Genomic DNA, 4,681 nt, shown 5'->3' on the forward strand with positions numbered 1-4,681 from the left:
GTGGAGACATGGGGCCTGGATATCGATGGCGCAGAGCTGGCGCGGATCGGCCTCTCGCTCGGCGCCGATGTGCCGATGTGCCTGGCGGCCAGACCTCTGGTCGCACGCGGCATCGGTGACGAGCTGTCGATGGTGCCGGATTTCTCGGCGCTTGGGCTGGTGCTGGTCAATCCAGGCATGCCGGTCTCGACGGCCGAGGTCTTCGCAGCGCTTTCGCGTCGTGACAACGAAGCCTTGCCGCCGCTGCCGCGCAGCATCGATTTCCACAGCCTGCGCAACTGGCTGGAGATCACCCGCAACGATCTCGAGCCCGCCGCGCTGGCGATGCAGCCCGCCATCGGCAGGGCGCTTTCCTGGCTGAACAAGGCCGGATCGGGTTTTTCACGGATGTCCGGGTCCGGCGCCACCTGCTTCGGCCTGTTCGAGACCGGCAATGTCGCCAAGCGTGCCGCTGCCGAGATCCGCGGCCGCCAGCCCGACTGGTTCGTCGCGGCGACGCGCAGCATCGCATCGGAGGGCGCAGATGGCCAGAATTGACGAGAGCCGCTCCTTCATTCCCGTGCGCATCGCGGTGCTGACCGTTTCGGACACGCGCAGCCTCGCCGACGACAAATCCGGCCAGACGCTGGCCGACCGCATCGCCGAGGCCGGCCATCTGCTGGCGGCCCGCGATATCGTCACCGACGACCGCGAGAAAATCCGCGACACGGTTCTGGCGTGGTCACAGGACAAGAATATCGATGTCGTCATCACCACCGGCGGCACCGGCTTCACAGGCCGTGACGTGACGCCGGACGCGCTGGAGCCGATCTTCGAAAAGCGCATGGATGGCTTTTCGGAAGTGTTCCACCGGATTTCCTACGACAAGATCGGCACCTCGACGATCCAGAGCCGGGCGACCGGCGGCCTCGTCAACGCCACCTTCGTCTTCGTGCTGCCGGGTTCGCCAGGCGCCTGCAAGGACGCGTGGGACGGCATCCTGAAAGCGCAGCTCGACTACCGGCACACGCCATGCAACTTCGTCGAGATCATGCCGCGCCTGGACGAGCATTTGCGGCGCGGCAAATCGGCTCCGTAAAAGCCGAGGCAAAGCGCCGGTTCCACGCCGCGTTCGCCAGGCAAAACAGCACCGGCGCCTTTGAAACCCCATTCCAAACCGGACCTTGGAAAAGTACCTTGTCTGAAGGCGATCATCGCCGTTCACGACAAGGCAGCTACGATGACCGTGCACACCGGTGGATGCCATTGCGGCAACATACGCCTTGAATTTTCAACCGAGCTCGAGCCACCGCAAACCGAAGTTCGCGCTTGCCAATGCTCGTTCTGTGTCAGACATGGTTCGCGCGCCGTTGCCGATCCGAATGGCAGACTGGTCATCTCGGTCAAGGACGAGACGCAATTGCGGAGATATCAGTTCGGGCTGAGGACGGCCGACTATCTGATCTGCCGGCGGTGCGGTGTCTACGTCGCCGCAATCGCCAGAGATGACGCCAGGGCGATCGTCATCATCAACGCCCTGGACGACAGGGAGCGGTTCAATCGGGAACCGGTCCGTGTCGACTTCGATGCCGAAAGCAGGGCGCAGCGCCAAGACAGGCGCCGCACACACTGGATGCCTGTCGAGATGAGCCTCGGATAGACAGCTCTCAGCGGATGACCGGCTCGCCATGAAACCGTCGGCGCGACGGCGGCGACACGCCGAAGCCGACTTCCATCATCAGTCGCGGCGTGCGTGCCGGCACGGTGCCCATATGGAAGCCAAAGGGGTCCTCGACGAAACCGAGACCGGCCTCGCCGGTCAGCGTCACCGGGCTCTGCTCGCCATAGACATCTAGCACCTGTTGCGCGGGATGACCGACCAGAAGCGTGAGCTGATGCTTGAGGCTGCGGCGCTTGTGGCTGCCCCTGACATAGACATGCGGACCGGTGTCGGCGTCGACCGGCTTGAGGTAGAAGAAGAATTTCAGCATGCGCCAATCATCGAGGTCGAAATGATACTTGCCGAGCGAGGCGAGGTTCTTGTCGGCGTCCGAAGCCGCACCGGTTGGAAAACTCCACCAGACGCGCGTCGTGATCAGTTTTGCCTGGCCGCCGAGATAGTGCGCGGCAATATCCAGAAGCAGCGGATCGCGCTGGATGGCAAGCGCCGCCGGGCAGTCGAGGATGCGCTCGAAAAAATGCCCGCTGAGCAGCGAGCGGCCAAGGCGTTTCTCGGCCTCGGCATGTTCCCCCGGCATGAATTCGAGACGGCGGTCGAAATTGCCGAAGCAAGGCGTGCGCCCGGCGAAGTCGGCGACCTCTTCATGGATATCAGGCGGCAGGACCAGGCCTGAGAACAGCCCGTCGGAGCGCAGCGCATCGACGACCGCTCCCCGTTCGACACCGGCAAACATCGTATCCCCGGCATTGGCGACCGGTCGGGCGCGCTTTGCGCCGAGCCAATGCATGCGGCGTCCGGGCATGGTGCGCGCCAGCACGAACATCGGCAGCCAGGCAGGGTTCTCACGCAGGTCCGTCAGATAGGTTGGAATACGCACGGCGATGCGCCGCAGCAGGCTGCCGTTGCGCGCAATGGCCTCGAGACTGGGCGCGCCGGATGTGTCGGGGGTTGAAAGCTTCATTGAGTCCTCGGCTATGAGAGCACCACCGATGCCGCATCGGTGCTCGCCACTCGGCATGTCCCAAACCCAATTCCCGCTTGAACGGAAGCTAACCCCGCGTCAGATTTTGTGCAATGCACAATGACCTGAGCAGCTGCAAAAAATCATGTCGAGGAGCGGCGTTCCTGCTTGGCCGGCGCCATCCAGATCTCGGCGTCGAGCCGCTTCGTAGCGAGGCCGCAGGCGATGGCCTCGGCGCTGCCGGCACTCTTGGCCGCGGCCGCCGCCTGACGCTTGCTGATCAGCAATCCGTCGGCCAAGGCGCGGTTTCCCGAAAAGACCCGGGCGAGGAACGGCGTGCGGCTGGCTCGCGTGCGCGAAAACCGTGCCGCCATGGTTTGCCTGGCCGTATGGGCAACAACCTCATCGATCCAGCCCTCCATCAGCCGCGCGCCGGGCTCCACCAACAGTAGCCAGTCTCCTTTTGCCTGCCGGATTCCGGCAGCGACACCGTCCGTCACGTACTGACAGCCGGCATGCTCGGCCACACGATGTGTCTGGTCGGTGGAGCCTGTGTCGCAGACGATGACTTCACGCACCACGCCCTCGACCGCTCCGCCGATCAGCGAGGCGAGCGTGCGAGCGAGGCCCTCCTCGTCATTGCGGGTTTCGATGAGAACACTGAGCATCCTTAGCCGAATAGCGGAAAGCGCAGGACAGCGCCAGTTTTTGCATCGCACCATAGAAAGTTCTTGCTTTGTTCTCTTCAACGAAATAGGAATAATTTCATGAACAGAGCGATTCGACACAACACGGACAGTCCTTGGGAGCGGGCGAAAATGGAACAGATCGTGCGCGCCGACATTGCAGCTTTCGGAGCAGGAAGAGCCGAGATGGCCAACGCGATGGTCGAGCAGAGCGGCATGCGTGTCCGCCCGGACCGCAACCGCGGCAGGTCGGCTGGCATCAATCCGTCCGGCCGGTTCGAGCCGGTCAGCCGGCACGTGTTCGACGATGGCTGGAATTCGCTGGAAGAACTGCCGCCTTTCAAGACCGAAGTGCAGGTAGAGAAGCCGCGCACCATCATCACCCGCAACGAATCGCCCGACATTTCCTTCGACCGTTCCATCAACCCCTATCGCGGCTGCGAGCATGGCTGCGTCTATTGCTTTGCCCGCCCGACGCACGCGTTCATGGGCCTGTCGCCGGGTCTGGATTTCGAATCAAAGCTGTTCGCCAAGCCTGATGCGGCGCGCTTGCTCGACAAGGAGCTTTCGAAGGACAGCTATCAGCCGCGCACCATCGCCATCGGCACTAACACGGACCCCTACCAGCCGATCGAGAAGCAATACCGGATCATGCGCGAAATCCTCGAAGTGCTGGAAGCGCGCGGCCATCCGGTCGGCATCGTGACAAAGTCCGCTCTGGTGACGCGCGACATCGATATCCTGTCGCGCATGGCCGAACGCGGGCTCGCCAAGGTAGCGCTGTCGGTGACGACGCTCGACCGCATGCTGGCGCGCACCATGGAGCCGCGCGCGTCGACACCGACCAAGCGGCTGGAAGCGATCCGGCAGCTTTCGGATGCCGGCATTCCGGCGTCGGTCATGGTGGCGCCGATCATTCCGGGCCTGACCGATCCGGAGATGGAACGCATCCTCGATTCGGCACGCGCCGCCGGTGCGCGCGAAGCCGGCTACGTGATCCTGCGCCTGCCATTGGAGGTCAGCCCGATCTTCAAGGATTGGCTGCTGCGTCATTATCCCGACCGCTACCGCCATGTGATGTCGCTGGTCCGGTCGATGCGTGACGGCAAGGACTACGATTCGGAATGGGGCAAACGCATGAAGGGCGCCGGTCCCTATGCCTGGCAGATCGGCCGGCGCTTCGAGATCACAGCCAAGCGGCTCGGCCTCAATGCCGAACGGCGCACGCTGCGGACCGACCAGTTCGTTGCCGCCGGGAAAGACCAGGTGCAGCTGACGCTGCTTTGAGAGACAATTCATCGCGGTGGTTTGATCCGTCGCGGCACCAGAATCCCGTCCGGCCTGCCCCGGCCTGCAGACGGTGCCCTCCCGGTC

Annotated in this window: 5 protein-coding genes and 1 pseudogene; 4 read left to right on the forward strand and 2 right to left on the reverse strand. The window is 63.6% G+C overall.

Annotated elements, in window-relative coordinates:
• The 3 genes and pseudogenes from EOC06_RS32940 to EOC06_RS32950 form a co-directional block, all read left to right on the forward strand.
• Positions 1 to 537, forward strand: a pseudogene (locus tag EOC06_RS32940) (4-(cytidine 5'-diphospho)-2-C-methyl-D-erythritol kinase); the annotation flags it as partial.
• Entirely contained in the window at positions 524 to 1,078 is a 555-nt protein-coding gene (moaB, locus tag EOC06_RS32945; RefSeq protein ID WP_128309757.1) for a molybdenum cofactor biosynthesis protein B, read from the forward strand. The pseudogene EOC06_RS32940 and the gene moaB, both read left to right, overlap by 14 nt.
• A gap of 141 nt (positions 1,079 to 1,219) precedes the next feature.
• Positions 1,220 to 1,639, forward strand: a complete 420-nt coding sequence (locus EOC06_RS32950; RefSeq protein WP_128309758.1) for a GFA family protein — start codon at positions 1,220 to 1,222, stop codon at positions 1,637 to 1,639.
• A gap of 7 nt (positions 1,640 to 1,646) precedes the next feature.
• Here EOC06_RS32950 and EOC06_RS32955 read toward each other — a convergent pair whose 3' ends face one another.
• Both EOC06_RS32955 and EOC06_RS32960 read right to left on the reverse strand, forming a co-directional pair.
• Positions 1,647 to 2,621, reverse strand: coding sequence for a hypothetical protein (locus tag EOC06_RS32955; RefSeq protein ID WP_128309759.1), 975 nt, complete (start codon positions 2,619 to 2,621; stop codon positions 1,647 to 1,649).
• Positions 2,622 to 2,764: 143 nt separating this feature from the next.
• Positions 2,765 to 3,289: a glycosyltransferase gene (locus EOC06_RS32960; protein ID WP_128309760.1), complete on the reverse strand. Its 525-nt coding sequence runs from the start codon at positions 3,287 to 3,289 to the stop codon at positions 2,765 to 2,767.
• Between the two features lie 150 nt (positions 3,290 to 3,439).
• Between EOC06_RS32960 and EOC06_RS32965 the strand changes: the two genes are divergently transcribed.
• On the forward strand, positions 3,440 to 4,594 hold the full coding sequence (locus EOC06_RS32965) for a PA0069 family radical SAM protein (protein ID WP_023808673.1): 1,155 nt from the start codon (positions 3,440 to 3,442) through the stop codon (positions 4,592 to 4,594).
• Positions 4,595 to 4,681: the final 87 nt, after the last annotated feature.

It is taken from the genome of Mesorhizobium sp. M7A.F.Ca.MR.362.00.0.0 (assembly GCF_004023175.1).
Classification (GTDB): Bacteria; Pseudomonadota; Alphaproteobacteria; order Rhizobiales; family Rhizobiaceae; genus Mesorhizobium.

Bases quoted from the DNA above. Each gene is read 5' to 3' on its own strand.
- moaB (WP_128309757.1), top strand. From the start codon at position 524: ATGGCCAGAATTGACGAGAGCCGCTCCTTCATTCCCGTGCGCATCGCG.
- EOC06_RS32950 (WP_128309758.1), top strand. From the start codon at position 1,220: ATGACCGTGCACACCGGTGGATGCCATTGCGGCAACATACGCCTTGAA.
- EOC06_RS32955 (WP_128309759.1), bottom strand. From the start codon at position 2,621: ATGAAGCTTTCAACCCCCGACACATCCGGCGCGCCCAGTCTCGAGGCC.
- EOC06_RS32960 (WP_128309760.1), bottom strand. From the start codon at position 3,289: ATGCTCAGTGTTCTCATCGAAACCCGCAATGACGAGGAGGGCCTCGCT.
- EOC06_RS32965 (WP_023808673.1), top strand. From the start codon at position 3,440: ATGGAACAGATCGTGCGCGCCGACATTGCAGCTTTCGGAGCAGGAAGA.